16 protein-coding genes are annotated in these 16,505 nt (G+C 69.9%); 8 read left to right on the top strand and 8 right to left on the bottom strand.

Annotated elements, in window-relative coordinates; translation table 11 throughout:
• Window positions 1-3: 3 nt before the first annotated feature.
• The 6 genes from ACIO1C_RS31250 to ACIO1C_RS31225 form a co-directional block, all read right to left on the bottom strand.
• Window positions 4-906 carry a DUF6879 family protein gene (locus ACIO1C_RS31250; protein WP_401869820.1) on the bottom strand — a complete coding sequence of 301 codons (903 nt, stop codon included), beginning with the start codon at window positions 904-906 and terminating at the stop codon, window positions 4-6.
• Between the two features lie 99 nt (window positions 907-1,005).
• Window positions 1,006-1,980 (bottom strand): SCO2521 family protein, encoded by a 975-nt coding sequence (locus ACIO1C_RS31245; RefSeq protein WP_401869818.1) that lies wholly within the window; start codon window positions 1,978-1,980, stop codon window positions 1,006-1,008.
• A gap of 1 nt (window position 1,981) precedes the next feature.
• A complete protein-coding gene (locus ACIO1C_RS31240) occupies window positions 1,982-2,944 on the bottom strand; it encodes an SCO2522 family protein (RefSeq protein WP_401869817.1) in 963 nt (320 codons plus the stop codon).
• Window positions 2,945-2,973: 29 nt separating this feature from the next.
• Window positions 2,974-3,891 (bottom strand): SCO2523 family variant P-loop protein, encoded by a 918-nt coding sequence (locus ACIO1C_RS31235; protein ID WP_401869814.1) that lies wholly within the window; start codon window positions 3,889-3,891, stop codon window positions 2,974-2,976.
• A 3-nt stretch (window positions 3,892-3,894) separates the two neighbouring features.
• A complete protein-coding gene (locus tag ACIO1C_RS31230) occupies window positions 3,895-5,736 on the bottom strand; it encodes an SCO2524 family protein (RefSeq protein WP_401869811.1) in 1,842 nt (613 codons plus the stop codon).
• A 105-nt stretch (window positions 5,737-5,841) separates the two neighbouring features.
• On the bottom strand, window positions 5,842-6,690 hold the full coding sequence (locus ACIO1C_RS31225) for an SCO2525 family SAM-dependent methyltransferase (protein WP_401870089.1): 849 nt from the start codon (window positions 6,688-6,690) through the stop codon (window positions 5,842-5,844).
• A 285-nt stretch (window positions 6,691-6,975) separates the two neighbouring features.
• On the opposite strand from ACIO1C_RS31225, the gene ACIO1C_RS31220 reads away from it, so the two are divergent.
• Window positions 6,976-7,599: a GNAT family N-acetyltransferase gene (locus ACIO1C_RS31220; RefSeq protein WP_401869808.1), complete on the top strand. Its 624-nt coding sequence runs from the start codon at window positions 6,976-6,978 to the stop codon at window positions 7,597-7,599.
• 271 nt (window positions 7,600-7,870) lie between these two features.
• Here ACIO1C_RS31220 and phoU read toward each other — a convergent pair whose 3' ends face one another.
• Window positions 7,871-8,551, bottom strand: a complete 681-nt coding sequence (gene phoU, locus ACIO1C_RS31215) for a phosphate signaling complex protein PhoU (RefSeq protein WP_401869805.1) — start codon at window positions 8,549-8,551, stop codon at window positions 7,871-7,873.
• 227 nt (window positions 8,552-8,778) lie between these two features.
• Here phoU and ACIO1C_RS31210 point away from each other — a divergent pair, with 227 nt between their 5' ends.
• The gene (locus tag ACIO1C_RS31210; RefSeq protein ID WP_401869803.1) at window positions 8,779-10,053 is read left to right on the top strand and encodes a sensor histidine kinase; all 1,275 of its coding nucleotides are present in this window, start codon (window positions 8,779-8,781) and stop codon (window positions 10,051-10,053) included.
• Window positions 10,050-10,730 (top strand): response regulator transcription factor, encoded by a 681-nt coding sequence (locus tag ACIO1C_RS31205; RefSeq protein ID WP_030353388.1) that lies wholly within the window; start codon window positions 10,050-10,052, stop codon window positions 10,728-10,730. Before ACIO1C_RS31210 ends, ACIO1C_RS31205 begins: the two co-directional genes overlap by 4 nt.
• A gap of 98 nt (window positions 10,731-10,828) precedes the next feature.
• On the opposite strand, the gene ACIO1C_RS31200 is transcribed toward ACIO1C_RS31205, so the two are convergent.
• A complete protein-coding gene (locus ACIO1C_RS31200; RefSeq protein WP_401869800.1) occupies window positions 10,829-11,503 on the bottom strand; it encodes a DUF461 domain-containing protein in 675 nt (224 codons plus the stop codon).
• A 602-nt stretch (window positions 11,504-12,105) separates the two neighbouring features.
• Between ACIO1C_RS31200 and ACIO1C_RS31195 the strand changes: the two genes are divergently transcribed.
• The 5 genes from ACIO1C_RS31195 (at window position 12,106) to cysS (ending at window position 16,376) form a co-directional block, all read left to right on the top strand.
• Entirely contained in the window at window positions 12,106-12,588 is a 483-nt protein-coding gene (locus ACIO1C_RS31195) for a CarD family transcriptional regulator (RefSeq protein ID WP_006380568.1), read from the top strand.
• Window positions 12,589-12,929: 341 nt separating this feature from the next.
• Window positions 12,930-13,676, top strand: coding sequence for a 2-C-methyl-D-erythritol 4-phosphate cytidylyltransferase (gene ispD / locus ACIO1C_RS31190; protein ID WP_161309252.1), 747 nt, complete (start codon window positions 12,930-12,932; stop codon window positions 13,674-13,676).
• Window positions 13,666-14,250, top strand: a complete 585-nt coding sequence (gene ispF / locus ACIO1C_RS31185; protein ID WP_401869797.1) for a 2-C-methyl-D-erythritol 2,4-cyclodiphosphate synthase — start codon at window positions 13,666-13,668, stop codon at window positions 14,248-14,250. Before ispD ends, ispF begins: the two co-directional genes overlap by 11 nt.
• Before the next feature lie 191 nt (window positions 14,251-14,441).
• Window positions 14,442-14,846: a PPOX class F420-dependent oxidoreductase gene (locus ACIO1C_RS31180; RefSeq protein ID WP_401869795.1), complete on the top strand. Its 405-nt coding sequence runs from the start codon at window positions 14,442-14,444 to the stop codon at window positions 14,844-14,846.
• A gap of 126 nt (window positions 14,847-14,972) precedes the next feature.
• On the top strand, window positions 14,973-16,376 hold the full coding sequence (gene cysS / locus ACIO1C_RS31175) for a cysteine--tRNA ligase (RefSeq protein ID WP_401869793.1): 1,404 nt from the start codon (window positions 14,973-14,975) through the stop codon (window positions 16,374-16,376).
• The last annotated feature ends 129 nt before the right edge of the window (window positions 16,377-16,505 follow it).

Raw genomic sequence — 16,505 nt, 5'->3', positions numbered from 1 at the left:
CAGTTACTCGCCCGCCTCCCACAGGGCCCTGAAGCGCTGGACTCGCTTCGCTACTCTGTCTGCTCTCAGGTCCATGATCGTTTTGGTGTTGACGCCTCGTAGGTCGAAGCCGATCTCGTACGACAGGGACTCGTCGAAGACGATGAAGTCGTTCGTTTCGTCCATGCGGGCGATCGGGGAGAGTTCCGACAGGGCCAGGATGCGGACCTCGATGCCCAGGCTTTGCTGGTTGTCGCAGAACTGTTGGAGTTCTGGGGTGTTGTGGTCCGGCGTTTCTACTATGAACAGGCGGCGGATGCGGACCTGGCGCTCCTTCACCGCGTCACGCTGCGCCCGTAGGTAGCGCTGGCCCAGTTCGCTCGGCCAGAAGTCGCGGTCCACCGACGTGCTCGTCGCGTCGATCGTCTGGGCGGCGCAGTGGGTCAGGCTCACGATCCAGTCGTGGTCCTCGCCCTCGTAGTCCACCAGTTTCTGGTTGAGGTTCTCCATCAGCGTCGTGAGGCGGCTGATCTCCTCCCGCGCGAACGCCTGCATGATCGCGGGGGCGCTCGAACCGACCTGCGTCGCGCTCCGGACCAGGCGGGTGACCCCGTCCGGGGGGAGCGCTGAGCGGTCGACCAGGCCGAAGAGTTCCGTGACCTCGTTGATACGGGCGAAGCCGCGTGCCACCAGCCGCGTCATCTCCGCGTTGTGCTCGGTGAGCGTGTTCTCCACCCCGCCCAGCCGCCGCTCGAAGTCGATCATGTACTGGATGATCAGCGACGCGCCCCCCAGGAAGATGGAGGCGGTCAGCTTCCACACCTCCGGCTGATCGGTGATGTTCGTGAGTAAGTACGCCGTCCCGCCGATGAACGCCGTGATCAGCGACTTCAACAGGAACGGCGGGATGCCCAGCGGCCCCGGCACGGGGGGGCTCCCCGAGCCCTGCCTTCTCGACGATCCGTCCGTCTGTACGACCATGTGTGCGAGTCCCCCCGTTGGGATCGTGCGGCGTGCCTCCGGCCCTCAGCGGATGGTCAGGGCGGGGTCGTGCCGCAAGGAAATGGCCTGTAGGGCCAGTTGGTCCCTGATCCGCTGGACCAGGGTCTGCCACTGCCGGGTGAAGCCCGGTTCGCGTTCCAACACCTCCCACAGCGGGCCCAGCGCCCGGTCCGCACGAGCCTTCGGCATCCACAGGTGCAGTAGGTGGTCGACGGCCGGACGCAGTGCCATGACCGCGTCGCGTCCGTCCACCGATCCGAGCCGGCTGCGCTCGACCATCCGTACGAGAGTCGTGAGCAGCCAGTCGTGCAGGGCCAGGTCCTCGCAGAGTCCCGTGGCGGCGGCGGATCCCGTACCCGCCGGCAGCCGCAGCTCCACGGTGCGCAGCCCGTCCTCGGCAAGGGTGAAGCGTTCGATCGAAGGGCCCTCACCGTCGGGGGCCAGGAGTGCGACCCAACGCAGCCGAGTGCGCCGGGACTTGAAGGGTGCCCGTTGGTCGAGCAGTTGATGCCTGAGGAGCCTGCTGAGCAACCGTTCCGAGATCGCCCCGACATCCAGCTCGCCGGGTCGGCGGGTGGGGAGTAGAAATCCCTCGGCCACGGATCGCTCGGAGAGTTTTCCGAACGGCTCGATCACGCCCGGCCGGGCCAAGTAGTGGCCCCACGGCTGCCGTTGGTCCGGGCCGGAGGTTGGGGAGCGGAAGACTGCGCTGGACTGTAGGACGCGGCCCCCGGTGAGTACGGCGCGGGCCGCGACGGTCCCGGCTCCCCTGACCTTCGCCCCGGAGGACGTGGGCAGCCGGCAGTCCACACCGGTGAGCACGTCCGGCGACAGGGCGTAGGCGTTGGGGCGTTCGGAGACCAGGACCCGTTCGTCGCCGCGCAGTTGGAGCAGGTCGGCGGCCGCGGCGCCGGGTAGCGACTGTGCGTGCTGGAGCAGGCCCGTCCGTACCTCCCCGCACATCACCACCCACTCCACGGCGTCCCCCGGGGCGGCCATCTCAGGGTCCCGTGTAGAAGACGTAGGAGGCGCGGTCGGCGATCTCGTCCGGGACCGCCAGCCCCTCGCGCGCGGAGCGCTCGGCGACCTGGCGCAGCGCGCCCCGGTCCGCGTCGACCTGGTCGAGGATGACCCGGACGGCGTGCTCGACGGCCAGGAACCGGGACGGCAGTACGGAGGCGGTGCGGTACGCGGAGAAGGGCGCCGCCGAGGCGTTGAGCTGGACGAGCGGCGGCAGGTCGTCCCACCGGCGCGGGAACGCCTCGCCGTCGGACCACTCCCGGGGCCGCAGTACGGCTTCGCCGTGGTGCCGCAGCAGTCCGAGCCGGGCCAGCTGCCAGACGGCGGCGAGGAACGGACAGGACCACGTACGGCGGTTGTCGCGGTCGTCCCACATCTCGACGTCCACGAAGACGGAGTGGCGCCGGGCCGCGGTCTCGGTGGGCGGCGCCCAGGACGGGACCTGGGCCATGGCCTCCAACGTCCCGGTGTCCGGCCCGCGTTCGCCGTTCGCGAGCCAGCCGCTCTCGCCGGCGGGCGGCCGTGAACCGTCGCTGCCGGCGGGCGGTGACTCCACGAGGCGGTGTTCCACGGCCTCGGCGACCGCGATCCCGTCGGCCACGGCGCAGCCGGACTCACGCGCCAGGTAGTCGATCGTCAGCCCCGCGCTCCCGGCCTCCGCGAGGAGGATCGGGATGAGTTCGGCGGGGGAGGAGAAGCGGGTGAAGTAGTCGTCGATGAGGAAACACGTACTGATCCTGGGCCGCCGGCCGCCCATCGCGGCGGACGCGCGGACCGCGTCCGCCCAGGGCCGTACCCGCGCGAAGTGCTCACGCAGCCGCTCGGGACCGGCTTCGAAGTCCTCCATGTACAAGTGGCCAAGTTCCAGGGAGACATGGGCGAGCGGTACGGATTGGGTACGGGGTTCCGCGGCGGTCTCCCGGAAGACGGCGCCCGAAGCCACCGCTGAAACCGACTCCGCCCCGCCGTCCCTCACGTCTGCCCCCACGCGTCGTCGTCCGTCAGCCGCGCCGCCAGGTCCTCCAGCGCCTGCAGCGTCTCCATGTTCGCGACCCGGCTCGCCAGCACGTCCTCGTCGGTGATCAACTGCTCCCGCCACTGGAGCACCGGCTCCAGCGGCACCGCCCCCAGCACCCGGCTGAACCCGATGTCCAGCGCGGCCGCCAGCTTGTTGAGGTCCTGGTCGCACTTGCGCATCCACGCGGACTGGGCCGGCGGCACCTGCGACCACAGCGCCGACTCCGGGTCCGGCACGGCGGCCCGTACGAACCGGATGTTGCCCCGCAGCCGGTCCTCGTCGTGCCCGCGGGCCACGCCGCCGGCCACGATGCCGCGCGTGCCGAACACCAGCCCGGCGGCCGCGATCACATGCTGCCGCGTCCAGCGGTGGTAGATGAGCCAGCGGGCGTCGACGTCCTTCAACTCCGGCCGGGAGGTGGCTTCGAGGACCATGTCCGTCGCGTAACTGCGGCCCGCGCTCAGGTCGACCACGATCAGGTCGAACTCGCTGTTGAGCCGCAGGAAGAGATCCACGCACCGGCTCAACGCGTCCTTGCCGACGGCGAATTCGCCCCCGCTGCGGTCCCCGGGCAGCAGCACCAGACCGCCCGATCCGGTGGGCCGGTGGCGCAGCACCTCGTGCTCCGTGTCGGCCCACACGTCGATCCGTACCGGCTCGGTGGCCTTGCCCTGGAGGTACGAGTGGAGGCCGCCCTGCTCGATGCCGCGCACCGCGCCCGGCACGTCGAAGACCGCGGCGGCCGTGGGGGAGCCGAAGTCGAAGTCCAGGTAGCAGACGTCGTCCCCGGCGAGCGCCTTGCGGTAGGCGACGTTGGCGCTGGTGACGGAACGCCCGGTGCCTCCCTTGTCGGAGGCGGCGAAGACGAGCACCGTTCACACTCCCCGGGAAGCGGTATGTCTGGCCAGGGCCAGGGTGTCCAGTTCGCCCAGCACGTCCAGGGTCAGCGCGACGGCCGTGCCGGGCTGGTCGTCGAGGATGAGCCGGGCGCGGCGCAGTTTGACCTCGACGCTCTTGAGCGCGATGCCGTGGGAGCTGTCCGCGAGCGAGGTCGGCTCCAGCTGCTCGTTGCCGAGCAGGTGGGTGGCCTCGCTGAGCAAGGCGGCTGCCAGGGTGGCCAGTTCGGAGCTGCGGATCGGCGGCTGGGTGTAGAGCTGCCGCGCCGCCACCATGCACTCGGTGACGCGCTCGGTGATGTTCCACGACAACGGGCCGTCGTCGGGCGGCGCTTCGGGATACACGGCCTGGATGTGGTCCCACAGTCCTGCCCCGTCGCCGGTCCTGATCCGCCGGGTCCACACGTGGTCGAAGATCCGCTCGGCGAGGCGGAGCAGCCGGTCGTGCGCCGATATGTTCCGTGACAGCGCGCAGAGTTGGATGCTGCGCTTGAGCAGCTGCGCCGAGAAGTCGCCCATCGTCCACTCCATCGGCGGCCCCACGCGCTGGCTGCCCTGGAGCGGCAGCCGGACGCCGGGCCGGTGCAGCCCGATGGCGGAGTCGTTCTGGGTCATGCGGCTGGTGATACGGCCCCGTTCGGCGAGGCGCTCCATGATGCCGACGGTACGGGTGAGGTCGTCGTCCGTCGCGCGCCGGCGCACCAGGTCCTGGACGAGGATGGCGGCGACGGAGAGCGAGAAGTACTCGGACTCCAGCCGCTGTCCCGTCGTACGCCAGGGGATGTCCTCCAGCGGCCAACTGCCCTCGCCGAAGCGGGCGATGCCCGACCAGTACTGCTGGGTGACCTCCCAGCGCAGTCGTAACGCCTCGGCCAGCCGCTGCTGTTCGGTGTTGAGCAGGCCCAGCGTGAGGGTGCGGTCGGAGAACAGGTCCTGGATGCCGTCGAGGGCGACCACCGTGAAGTACAGGTACGGGATGGGGTCCGCGACCCCGTCGGGCTGCGGGCCGATCGGCTCGACGGTCTGCACCGGCGGGGCGTCCTTCACCAGGCTCCAGGCCCAGCCGATCTCGAAGAGCTGGTTGTCGTCCTTGAGGCGGTCGGCGACGTCGACACCGAGGGTGAAGCTCTCGCTGACGGTGGCGCGCAGCGCCTTGAAGCGGCGCTGGAACTGCTGGAGGACAACCCGCTCCGAGACCTGGCCCTGGCCGAGGAGCTTGCCGAGCGTACGGCCCTGGGCCTCCTCGGGGTCGAAGACGTTGACGGTGAACGAGCGCAGCAGGCTGACCATCGCGGCGGTGAGCCGGATCTCGGTGGCGGCCTTCAACTCGTCGATCAGGGACCGTACTTCGGCGCGGCGCGTCCGCGTCTCGTACACCTTGAGGAAGCCGAGGGTGGCGAGGGAGAGGGTGATCGACATGGAGAAGGCGTCCACGACGCCCAGTTCGCGCTGCTCCGGCGTGAGGTCCTGCTCAGGATCCCCGGAGATGAAGTAGTAACCCCCCGAGAAGCTGGGCCTCTTGTCCTCCGCCGCGTGTGTCCGCATGAACTCGGCGAGGACCGTGACGAGCTTGCCGGGCAGCTCCAGACGCCCGCCGACGCTCTTCAGCGCGGCCTGGACGTCCCGTTCCGTCGTGTCCGGATCATCGAGTCGGAACGCCGGGATCTCGGTGGCCGGATACATGAGGCAGAGCAGCCGTTCGGCATCCGCGACACTGCTTCTCCCGCCCCATTCGCCCCACTCCCATTCACCGTCCTCGAACGAATGGCGCGCAATTGCCTGCCAGATGTCCAGCAGATGCTGGCGTGGCTTGATCTGCATCCCCGTATCCCTCCCGCATCCCCATGTCCCTCCTGCGTCCCCAGGTCCCTCGTTCAGGCCCCGCCCCGTCCATCGGGAAGCGATCAGGAATTCACCGAACGGAATTCACCGAACGGAATTGCGCCGGCCGCACGCCACGATCATTCCTTCGTACCCGGGCCGCAGCGCGCCGCCCGGCATGCCGATGGGGGTGATCGTGACATCCTCCTCCGCGTACGGGGCGAGGGCCGCCCTGATTTCCGTACCGGTGACACTGCACGCGGGGAAGAACCGCTCGCCCACCTTGTAGCCCTGCGAGCCCTCCATGAAGGCGGCGGCGAAGGGCGCGCCCGGCTCCAGGGCGCGCAGGAAGCGCTCCACGCCGGTCTCGAACTCCTGGTGGGACGTCGACATCGACTCGGCGACGAAGAACATCGTCCCCATGGACCACCGCCCCTGGAACCGGTCGAGGGAGAAGAGGTCGCCCTGTGCCACCTCGACGGTCTTGCGGAACACGACCCGCGGGTCGTCATGGTCCGACAGCTCGCGATACGCGTCCCGGCCGCGCAGCACGTCCCAGAACTCGTCCCAGTGCGTGTCGTAGTGGGGCCGCTGGCCTTCGAGATAGGCGATGTTGGCGGCGGAGCGCTCGAAGAGGGTGATGGTGTCGCACCACGGGAGCATCGAGAGCGCGGGGTAGAGGTTGGCACCCGCGCCGACGTCGATCCCGAGGACGGGATCGCCGGTCCCGAGGACGGGATCGCCGGTCCCGAGGACGGGATCGCCGGTCCCGAGGACAGGACCGCCGGTCCCGAGGACAGGACCGCCGGATTTCTCACGGAAGGAACGGAAGTAATCGCTGAAATGATCCCGGACGAGGTGCAGGATCTGCGCGTCGTCGGACCGTAGAAAGCGATAATTGTGATCAACGTAGGCGGCGGAGTCGAACAAGTCCCAGGAAGCCTCGGCATTCAGCTCCTGTCCGGCCTCTTGCCCGGCTTCCCGCGCTGCCTCTGTTGATTTCCCGTCCGTGACTTCGGGGACGTCGGGCGACCTCGGATCCATCATTCAATGGTAGGGCCACAGCTCCCTCCGTGTCCCCCGCCGCGGGCCCTCCGGGGTGACGGCACGTCAACGAGGGCGCACGAGGGGCGCGCTGCGGCATGCGCGCATTTCGGTCCGGATCCCGCCTTGAACGGTCAGATCGGGCGGGTGATGCTGGTCCGGTTGTCACCCGTACGAGTGCCACGAGGGAGCGGCATGACCTCTCTGCCCCGCACCGTCACCGGTCTTCCCCGCACCGTCCCCGCCGCGACGCGCCCCGACGGCCCCGACGGCCCCGACGGCCGGCCCCTGCGGCTGAGAGCGGTCACCGAGGAGGACCTGCCCGAACTGCACCGCCTGGACAAGGAGATATTCCGGGAGCAGGCCTACCCGTACTTCGTCCTGCGGCAGTTCTACGACCTCTACCGCGACGAGCTGTTCGTCCTCGACGACGGCACCGCCTTCCACGGCTACGTCCTCGCGGGCACCAAGCCCGACAAGAGCCGCAGTTGGGTGCTGGGCCTGGCCATACACCAGCAGTGGCAGGGCCTCGGCCTCGGCCGGTGGCTGATGGGCGAGGTACTGCGCCGGCTGCGCGCGGAGGGGGTCGGCGAGGTCTGGCTCACCGTCGAACCCGCCAATGCCCGGGCCATCAAGCTGTACGTGTCCCTGGGCTTCACCCCCGTCGCCCACCGCGACGACTACTTCGGCCCCGACGGGGACCGCGTGCTGATGGCGCTGCCCCTCACGACCGAGGGGCCGTACCACCCCGACGAGGTGGTACGGCCCCTGGACAGACAAGACAGACAAGACAGACAAGACACACGAACGGACCAGTGAAACAGCCTCAGCCGCCGCACTGGCACGGCGCGCCCTGCTGACAACCGCAGCCGCAGCCCGAGCCGCAGCCGCACGCGCCGAGCAGCGGCAGGTGCACGACCCCCTCGTGGGGGGCCCTGGGAACCGGTGGCGCTTCCTGCTGCGGGTCGGTGGTGGGGGAATCGGCCATGGGATCCTCCTCAAAGGCGTACCGGATGCCGCCTCTTCCCATTGCATGCCCACCCCGGCGGGCGCATCAACGGCGCACCGGCAGCGCATCAGCGCAGGAGCGCTACGCGCCCTCTACGGGCGCCTCCGCCGTCTGGATCTCGTCCGCGTGCTCGCCCGTCACCAGATACACGACCCGCTTGGCCACCGACACCGCGTGGTCCGCGAACCGCTCGTAGTACCGGCCCAGCAGCGTCACGTCCACCGCCGTCTCGATGCCGTGCTTCCAGCGGTCGTCCATCAGGTGCTGGAACAGCGTCCGGTGCAGCAGGTCCATCTCGTCGTCGTCCTGCTCCAGCTCCAGAGCCAGCTCGACGTCCTTCGTGATGATGACCTCGGCGGCCTTCGCCATCAGGCGCTGCGCCAGCTGCCCCATCTCCAGGAGCGTGGTGTGCAGGTCGTGCGGCACCGGCGACTGCGGGAAGCGGAGACGCGCCTGCTTGGCCACGTGCTGGGCCAGGTCGCCCGCCCGCTCCAGGTCGGCGCTCATGCGCAGCGACGTCACCACGATGCGCAGGTCCGTCGCGACCGGCTGCTGCCGGGCCAGCAGGGCGATCGCCCTGGCCTCCAGGTCGTGCTGGAGCGTGTCGACCTTGTCGTCCGCGGCGATCACGCTCTCGGCGAGCCGCAGGTCGGCGTCCAGCATGGCCGTGGTGGCCCGCCCTATGGCGGAACCGACCAGCCGGGCCATCTCGACGAGGTCTTCGCCTATCGAGTCCAGTTCCTCGTGGTACGCGTCCCGCATGGGGTAGTCCCTCTCTTGTACATGCTCTGGGTAGGTACGTGCTCACGCACGTGCCGCCGGGGGCCGGGGCCGGGGCCCCACGGTCCCACGTTCTGTCCGTTACGCGTCCGGCGCCTCCCTCCCAAGTGAACCGGCACTATCCCCTCGGTGAACTCTGGGCGACGAGTGTTCGAGGAGACACCTTGAGCGCTGGGAGAGTGTCCGTACCCGCGCATAACCTGGGACGCATGGACGTGAACGCGGCAGTCGCCGCATTGGCAGCGATCGCCGGGGTGTGCACCGGCGTGATCGCCATGCTGGCGTTTCGCTGGAGCGAACGCGACCAGGCCAGACCCACCCGCACCTCGCTGCACACGGACGCCGTACTGCCCCCCGGGGTCGACACGGTCCTCTCCGTACTCCGCTCCTCCGCGGTGGTCCTCGACGAGAGCGACTCCGTGGTCAAGGCCAGCTCGGCGGCGTACGCGCTGGGGCTGGTCAGGGGCGGCAAGCTCGCGGTCGAGCCGATGCTCCACATGGCCAGGGACACCCGCAGGGACGGCGAGATACGGCAGGTGGAGCTGGATCTCCCCCGGCGCGGTACGGGCCGGGGCGAGGCCCTAGCGGTCTCCGCCCGGGTGGCCCCGCTCGGCTCCCGGCTGGTGCTGCTCCTGGTCGAGGACCTCACGGAGGCCCGCCGTATCGAAGCGGTACGGCGCGACTTCGTCGCCAACGTCAGCCATGAGCTGAAGACCCCCACCGGCGCGCTCTCCCTGCTCTCCGAGGCCGTCATGGACGCTTCGGACGACCCCGAGGCGGTCACCCGCTTCGCCGGGCGGATGCAGATCGAGGCGACCCGGCTCACCAATCTCGTACAGGAACTCATCGACCTCTCCCGGGTGCAGAACGACGACCCGCTGGAGGACGCCGAGCCGGTACGGGTGGACGAACTCGTCGCCGAGGCCATCGACCGGTCCCGGCACGCGGCGTCCACGAAGCAGATCACGATGGCCGCAGGAGGTACTGTCGATCTGCACGTATGGGGCAATCGCGGCCAGCTCGCCGCGGCCCTGGGCAATCTCGTCGAGAACGCCGTCAACTACTCCCCGGCCCGCACCCGCGTCGGCATCGCCGCGCAGAGGGTGAGCGCTCCCGGCGGGGACCTGATCGAGATAGCCGTGACCGACCAGGGCATAGGCATCTCCGAGAAGGATCGCGAGCGGGTCTTCGAGCGGTTCTACCGCGTCGACCCGGCACGCTCCCGCGCCACCGGTGGTACGGGGCTCGGCCTCGCCATCGTCAAACACGTGGCCGCCTCGCACGGCGGTGAGGTCACGGTCTGGAGCTCCGAGGGTCAGGGCTCCACCTTCACCCTGAGGCTGCCCGAGGCGGGCACCGTACGGGACCACAGAAAACCCGCCACGGACGACGATGACGACCAGGCCCCCTACGACACCGACACCGACACCAGTCTCTCCCTTGATTCACCCACCGTGATTCCTGCCCCGGAGGTCCTTCCGTGACCCGAGTGCTCGTCGTCGAGGATGAGGAATCCTTCAGCGACGCTCTTTCCTACATGCTCCGCAAGGAAGGCTTCGAGGTCGCGATCGCGACCACCGGGCCCGCGGGGCTCGACGAGTTCGAACGCAACGGCGCCGACCTCGTCCTCCTCGACCTGATGCTGCCCGGCCTGCCCGGCACCGAGGTCTGCCGCCAGCTGCGCGGCAAGTCCAACGTCCCGGTGATCATGGTCACCGCCAAGGACAGTGAGATCGACAAGGTCGTCGGCCTGGAAATAGGGGCCGACGACTACGTGACCAAGCCCTTCTCCTCGCGGGAGCTGGTGGCCCGCATCCGCGCGGTGCTGCGCCGCAGGGGCGAGCCGGAGGAGGTCACGCCGGCGGCCCTGGAGGCCGGTCCGGTCCGGATGGACGTGGACCGCCACGTCGTCACCGTCTCCGGCGGCAAGGTCGACCTCCCGCTCAAGGAGTTCGACCTGCTGGAGATGCTCCTGCGCAACGCGGGCCGGGTCCTGACCCGGATGCAGCTGATCGACCGCGTCTGGGGAGCGGACTACGTGGGGGACACCAAGACCCTCGACGTGCACGTCAAGCGGCTGCGCGCCAAGATCGAGCCGGACCCGGGCGCTCCCAGATACCTGGTGACGGTACGAGGCCTCGGCTACAAGTTCGAGCCGTAGACCGGCCCGGGTCGCGAGGCCCAGCCGTCCACGGTGAACTGTGGCGCCCCACCCTGCCCGGGTGGGGCGCCACAGCTGTGTAGTCCGTACGTACGGGCCTAGCCGGCCGTGCTCGACGCGGACGCCGAGTCCGACGGCTGCCCCGACTCCGGCTGACCGGATTCCGAGGCGGAGCCCGACTCCGTACCGGACGGGGACTCGGACGCGTCGGCGGCCGGCGACTCCGACGCCGACGGCGAGGCGGTCGGGGACGGCTGCGTGCTCGGGCCGACGCCCTCGAAGAAGCTCGTCGCGGGGACGACGAGGGCGCGCAGGCCCACGTCACCGGTGTCGCTGAACGAGAAGACGACCGGCTGGGCGTTCCCGTCCTGCGCGGCCTCGCGGCCGTCCTCGATCACCGCGGAGGCGTTGCCCTCGCCCCCGAGCCGTACGGAACCGCCGTTGGGCGGCACGGTGACCGGGCCCTTGCCCTTGGCGGGGGAGAGCTTCACCGTCGCGCCGGTGCCCGGCAGCGTGATGGAGTCGAGGGTCTGCGCGGTGCGGCCGTTGTTGAAGACGGTGCCGGTGACGACCGCCGGGCCCTTCGCGTCGAGCTCGGGCTGGGTGACCAGCGTGGCGGCCTGGATGGTGATGTCGCCGATGGAGGTGGCGGCGCTGTCCGGCTTGACGCCGAGCGTCTGGGCGTTGTTGCCCGCGCCACACGCGGTGAGCGAGGCAAGCGACAACACGAGGGCGGAAGCGGCGAACGTGCCGCGTCGAAGGCTGCGGCTCACGGCGGCGGCAACTCCTAGGACGTGTTGGGACGGAGGGGCGAGGACGGCTCAAGGTGTATCAGCGCGCTTAGGTTACCGAGGCGCCGACACCGCCCCGCACCCGACCCGCCCCCTGGGGGCACCGGTACGGGGCCGGCGCCCCGCGTCCGCATTCGATCGGCGTGTCCATGACGCTCCGTTCCCGCCGCCGATCACGTGGTTTCGCGCGCTGTTCACATAACGCCGGTGATCAATTCCGGCCGCGGCCGCCGCACATTCTCCGGAATACCGCAGCGGAGTCGTGGTGATGTCGGGGTGATCAAATTCAGAATCCGCCGTACAGGTGATCGACAGCCGAACGGAGTACGGGAAGTTCACCGTCTTGAATCAGGCAAATCGGGACGTTAGTACCCGCTGGGGGGTGTTGCGCGGTCGGTAACGGGCGCGTTTCCGCACGCCCGCGTAGCCGCTCCGACCTGCGAATACCCGGTTCCGGAAGCCGTCCGCAGCACGTCCCTGGCGCTGTTGTCAAGCCCCGAGATGCGCCCTGACCTGCGAAAACACCATTCAGAAGGAGCCATTCTCGTGTTATCCTGGATAGCCACGGAAGGGGTACCTGTCACATGACGTTCAAGGTAGGCGACACCGTGGTCTATCCCCATCACGGGGCCGCGCTGATCGAGGCCATCGAAACTCGCCAGATCAAAGGCGTGGACAAGACCTACTTGGTGCTCAAGGTCGCCCAGGGCGACTTGACGGTACGTGTCCCGGCGGACAATGCGGAGTTCGTCGGCGTGCGTGACGTGGTCGGTCAGGAAGGGCTGGACCGGGTCTTCGAGGTGCTCAGAGCGCCGTACGCCGAAGAGCCGACGAACTGGTCCCGTCGTTACAAGGCAAATCTCGAGAAGCTCGCCTCCGGTGATGTGATCAAGGTCGCCGAGGTCGTTCGCGACCTGTGGCGTCGGGAGCGTGAGCGCGGACTCTCCGCAGGTGAGAAGCGCATGCTCGCCAAGGCGCGGCAGATTCTTGTGAGCGAGCTCGCTCTCGCGGAGAACACGAATGAAGACAAGGCCGAGGCTCTGCTCGACGAGGTACTCGCGTCCTGAACGTGCGGCTCCTGTTCCACCACAACGTGCTCAGCCGCACCGTGCTCAACAGCAGTGAATGCCGTGGTGCCCGCTGACCAGCTCTGATCGAGAAGCTGCGTCGCCGGGCGCTGCGGCATGCCCGTACACCCGCATCCCGTCCGACACCCGGTACTCATCCCCCGTGCACCCGCACCTGTCCTGGCACGCGCCTACCCACCCACGCGAGGGGTCACACACCCACGCGCCGGGTGCGGCTCGCCTCGACCGCGTCACGGAAGGGGCCGGTCAAGGCGTCGCGCCCGGCACGCTCTGGCCATACCCATGTCGGCCGAGGACACAAACCTGCCGGAGTGCAACCGATGTCAGACGAAGCCAGCCCCCACCGCACCGCCGCGGTGATCCCAGCCGCGGGCCGGGGCGTGCGGCTCGGCCCGGGCGCCCCCAAGGCGCTCCGCACCCTGGGCGGCACGCCCATCCTGATCCATGCCGTCCGCGCGATGGCCGCCTCCCGCGCGGTCTCGCTCGTCGTCGTGGTCGCCCCGCCGGACGGCGCCGCCGGGGTCAAGCACCTCCTGGACGAGCACGCGCTGCCCGCCCGGACCGACTACCTCGTGGTGCCGGGCGGTGAGACCCGCCAGGAGTCGGTACGGCTGGGCCTCGACGCCCTGCCGCCGGGCATCACCACCGTCCTCGTCCACGACGCGGCCCGCCCGCTGGTGCCCGTCGACACCGTGGACGCCGTCATCGAGGCCGTACGGGACGGCGCGCCGGCCGTGGTGCCCGCGCTGCCCCTCGCGGACACCGTCAAGCAGGTCGAGCCCCGCGAGAAGGGCGAGCCGGAGCCGGTCGTCGCCACGCCCGAGCGGGCCACCCTGCGCGCCGTACAGACCCCGCAGGGCTTCGACCGGGCCACGCTGGAGCGCGCGCACCACACGGTGGCGGCGGTCGGTGAGGGCGCGACGGACTGCGCCGGTATGGTCGAGCGGCTCGGCACGCCCGTCGTGGTCGTCCCGGGCCACGAGGAGGCGTTCAAGGTGACCAGGCCGCTGGATCTGGTGCTGGCCGAGGCGGTTCTCGCCCGGAGGAGGGCCAACGATGGCTTCTGACGTACCCGGACCCGTACCCGTACCGCCGCGTCCCGCCGCGCCTCCGCACCCCGTGGCGCCGCCCGCACCCACTGCCCCGCCCGGGCCTGTCCCCCCGCTCCTGCCGCAGGTCGGCATCGGGACGGACATCCACGCCTTCGAGGAGGGCCGCGAGCTGTGGTGCGCGGGCCTGCTCTGGGAGAACGAGGGGCCGGGGCTCGCCGGGCACTCGGACGCGGACGTGGTCGCCCACGCGGCCTGCAACGCCCTGTTCTCCGCCGCGGGCCTCGGCGACCTCGGCGCGCACTTCGGCACCGGGCGCCCCGAGTGGTCCGGGGCGTCCGGCGTCACGCTCCTCACGGAGGCCGCCAGGATCGTCCGCGCCGAGGGCTTCACGATCGGGAACGTCGCCGTCCAGGTCGTCGGGCTCCGGCCGAAGATCGGCAAGCGCAGGGAAGAGGCCCAGAAGGTCCTCTCCGCGGCGGTCGGCGCGCCCGTGTCGGTCTCCGCGGCGACCTCCGACGGGCTCGGTTTCACCGGCCGGGGCGAGGGCCTGGCGGCGATCGCGACGGCGCTGGTGGTCCGTACGGCCTGAACGCGCGGTTCTCGTCGTCCGTACAGTCTGGACGCGCGCTTCTCGTCGTCCGTACGGCCTGATCGCGACGGTCCCGAAATAGGCCCGCGCTCCCCGGAGTTGTGGGGAGCGTCGACATGCTCCGCCCGTCAGCGGCAACATGCTCATCAGCACCGGTCACGTAAACAGGTTCAACAGGAGGCTCCCCCGCCATGTCAGCGACACTCTCGGACGCGCTCAAGAAGGTCCTCGACGGAAACGTCTTCGTCAGCATCGCCACCATCCAGCCCGACGGCAGCCCCCAGGTGTCCCCGGTCTGGGTGAAGCGTGACGGTGAGGACATCCTCATATCGACCACGCTGGGCCGCCGCAAGGAGCTGAACCTGCGCCGCGACCCCCGCGTCACCGTCCTGGTGCACCCCGCCGACGCGCCGTACAGCTACGCGGAGATCCGCGGGACCTCGACCGTCACCGAGGAGGGCGGCCAGGAGCTGATCGACGAGTTGTCGGTGAAGTACACGGGCAAGCCGTACGGCGAGCAGAACCCGAACTCCCACCTCGACGCCCCGCGCGTAGTGGTACGGATCACCCCCCGCAAGGTCGTCGGCGGCATCTGACCGGCCCGGTCGGCGCGTGACGGGCGCGTGATCGGCGCCCGCTCCGCGCGGGAGATTGTCACGCTTCGGTGACCCCGCGGCCCAAAGGGTCGCGGGGCACTACCCCAGGCGCACTACCCTTGTCGCGTGACTATTCGGCTGTACGACACCGGCACCCGGCAGATCCGTGACTTCATCCCGCTCCTGCCGGGCTGCGTCTCGATCTACCTCTGTGGCGCCACCGTGCAGGCCGCGCCGCACATCGGCCACATCAGGTCGGGGCTGAACTTCGACATCATGCGCCGCTGGTTCGACTACCGCGGCTACGACGTGACCTTCATCAGGAACGTCACGGACATCGACGACAAGATCATCGCGAAGTCGGCCGACCAGGGCCGCCCGTGGTGGGCCATCGGGTACGAGAACGAGCGCGCCTTCAACACCGGCTACGACGTCCTCGGCTGCCTGCCCCCCACGTACGAACCGCGCGCGACCGGCCACATCCCCGAGATGATCGAGATGATGCGCGGTCTGATCGAGCGCGGTCACGCGTACGAGTCGGACGGCAACGTCTACTTCGACGTGCGCTCCTTCCCCGGCTACCTCCAGCTCTCCAACCAGGACCTGGACGACCTGCGCCAGCCCTCCGGCGAGGGCGAGACCGGCAAGCGCGACCAGCGCGACTTCGCCATGTGGAAGGCCGCCAAGCCCGGTGAACCCAGCTGGGAGACGCCCTGGGGGCGCGGCCGGCCCGGCTGGCACCTGGAGTGCTCGGCGATGGCCCACAAGTACCTGGGGCCGGCCTTCGACATCCACGGCGGCGGCCTGGACCTGATCTTCCCGCACCACGAGAACGAGATCGCGCAGGCCAAGGCCTACGGCGACGAGTTCGCCCGGTACTGGGTGCACAACGCCTGGGTCACCATGAGCGGCGAGAAGATGTCGAAGTCGCTCGGCAACTCGGTGCTCGTCTCCGAGATGGTCAAGCACTGGCGCCCGATCGTCCTGCGCTACTACCTCGGGACCCCGCACTACCGCTCGATGATCGAGTACAGCGAGGAGGCCCTGCGCGAGGCGGAGTCCGCCTTCGCGCGGATCGAGGGCTTCGTGCAGCGCGTGGTCGAGAAGGCGGGCGGGGCCGTGGAGCCCGCCGCCGAGGTGCCGCCGGCCTTCGCCGAGGCGATGGACGACGACATGGGCGTCCCGCAGGCCCTCGCGATCGTCCACACGACGGTCCGGCAGGGCAATTCCGCCCTTGCCGCCGACGACAAGGAAGCGGCCGTCGCCCGGCTCGCGGAGGTACGGGCCATGCTCGGCGTCCTCGGCCTCGACCCGCTCGATCCGCACTGGGCCGGCGGTGAGACCGACCGCGGTGAGGATCTGCACGGCGTGGTCGACACCCTCGTACGACTGGTCCTGGACCAGCGCGAGGCGGCCCGGGGCCGTAAGGACTGGGCCACGGCCGACGCCATCAGGGACCAGCTCCAGCAGACCGGCCTCGTCATCGAGGACGGCCCGTCCGGCCCGCGCTGGACGCTGGGGCCACGCTGAACCCCGTCCCCACGAGGGCCATGAGTGTGCCGCCCGGGGCCACCGGGCGGCACACTTAGTTGGCCGTTCTTCCGTACGCTGTTACACATATGAATGCCGCGTACGCCGCGTACGCCGTCCGAAGCACGA

The organism is Streptomyces sp. NPDC087420 (assembly GCF_044744165.1).
Taxonomy (GTDB): domain Bacteria; phylum Actinomycetota; class Actinomycetes; order Streptomycetales; family Streptomycetaceae; genus Streptomyces.
The sequence above is the reverse complement of the archived record's forward strand: the minus strand, read 5'-3'. Positions and strand labels throughout refer to the sequence as shown.

What these genes read in the sequence shown, in the direction of transcription:
- ACIO1C_RS31245 (WP_401869818.1), bottom strand. Translation starts at nt 1,980, where the DNA reads ATGGCCGCCCCGGGGGACGCCGTGGAGTGGGTGGTGATGTGCGGGGAG.
- ACIO1C_RS31230 (WP_401869811.1), bottom strand. Translation starts at nt 5,736, where the DNA reads ATGCAGATCAAGCCACGCCAGCATCTGCTGGACATCTGGCAGGCAATT.
- ACIO1C_RS31220 (WP_401869808.1), top strand. Translation starts at nt 6,976, where the DNA reads ATGACCTCTCTGCCCCGCACCGTCACCGGTCTTCCCCGCACCGTCCCC.
- phoU (WP_401869805.1), bottom strand. Translation starts at nt 8,551, where the DNA reads ATGCGGGACGCGTACCACGAGGAACTGGACTCGATAGGCGAAGACCTC.
- ACIO1C_RS31210 (WP_401869803.1), top strand. Translation starts at nt 8,779, where the DNA reads ATGGACGTGAACGCGGCAGTCGCCGCATTGGCAGCGATCGCCGGGGTG.
- ACIO1C_RS31195 (WP_006380568.1), top strand. Translation starts at nt 12,106, where the DNA reads ATGACGTTCAAGGTAGGCGACACCGTGGTCTATCCCCATCACGGGGCC.
- ispD (WP_161309252.1), top strand. Translation starts at nt 12,930, where the DNA reads ATGTCAGACGAAGCCAGCCCCCACCGCACCGCCGCGGTGATCCCAGCC.
- ispF (WP_401869797.1), top strand. Translation starts at nt 13,666, where the DNA reads ATGGCTTCTGACGTACCCGGACCCGTACCCGTACCGCCGCGTCCCGCC.
- ACIO1C_RS31180 (WP_401869795.1), top strand. Translation starts at nt 14,442, where the DNA reads ATGTCAGCGACACTCTCGGACGCGCTCAAGAAGGTCCTCGACGGAAAC.